The following is a 1,015-nucleotide window of genomic DNA, read 5'->3' on the forward strand; positions in this document are numbered from 1 at the left end:
GTTTGGAGAGGGGTCAATTTATACATTCAAAACTTTTCAAACACCCTCTAAAGAATAAAATCACTAACCAAGGTATTGTTAAATCAGGAATTAACCCAGCATAATTTCTTAAAAAAGGTATTTGCCTTGGTAAAATAAACCTCAAAGAACGTAAAGACGCAGGACGATTACCATTTTCATCTACAAATCCATATCTCTTGGCAACTTCAGCGACAATTTGGATTTTACCTGTATATTTGATAATATTAGCATCAGCAGCTAAACTAGCGATCGCCCTCCCAGTGAATAAGGGTGTTTCCCAATTATAACTATCACCAAATGATAGAGATTTACCATCTTCTGAACTCTGTTCTTTAGCAAAACTGGTAATCTGTTCTGTACCGACAATCCCCGGATAAATAGCCAAAGAAGTCACATGATATTTTTTCAATTCTTTAGCCATATCTGCGGCTAATCTATCACAAGCACTTTTGCCCACACCATAGGGAACACTAAAAATATAAGACATTCCGCCCCAAGAAGAAATAGTAAAAATAATTCCCTCCTTGCGCTTTGTCATCATCCTCGCAGCATAAATACTAGCGACATAATGACTTCGTAAACCGACATGATTCGCAGCATCCCAAAAACTCGGTTCTAACTCCCAAAAAGTTTTACCAAAGCCTTCTCTAATAGCTTGTACTCCTGCATAGACATTATTAACTAAAATATCTAATTGACCATTTTGTTCTCTCTCAATCCGGGCAAAAAGTTGGCGAATTTGCTCATCATCACTATGATCAACCTGCACGGGAATACAGACCCCACCAGCTTCTATAACGGCGGTTTCAGTTTCTTGTAAACTCCCACCAAGACCGTCATTATTAGGTTCAAGAGTGCGTCCTGTAATATAGACTGTAGCACCAGCTTCACCTAATCCAATTGCAATTCCTTTCCCAATTCCTCTAGTAGCACCCGTAACTAATGCTATTTTTCCTTGCAGATGTTTAATCATTTTTTATGAGGAAATTTATAT

The 1,015-nt window shown here is 37.8% G+C and carries 1 protein-coding gene; it reads right to left on the reverse strand.

Annotation, left to right across the window (positions count from 1 at the left end):
* Positions 1 to 13: 13 nt before the first annotated feature.
* Positions 14 to 991 (reverse strand): SDR family NAD(P)-dependent oxidoreductase, encoded by a 978-nt coding sequence (locus tag IQ228_RS26290; RefSeq protein WP_193965050.1) that lies wholly within the window; start codon positions 989 to 991, stop codon positions 14 to 16.
* Positions 992 to 1,015: the final 24 nt, after the last annotated feature.

This window comes from Dolichospermum sp. LEGE 00246 (assembly GCF_015207865.1).
In the GTDB taxonomy this organism is placed as follows: domain Bacteria; phylum Cyanobacteriota; class Cyanobacteriia; order Cyanobacteriales; family Nostocaceae; genus Dolichospermum; species Dolichospermum heterosporum.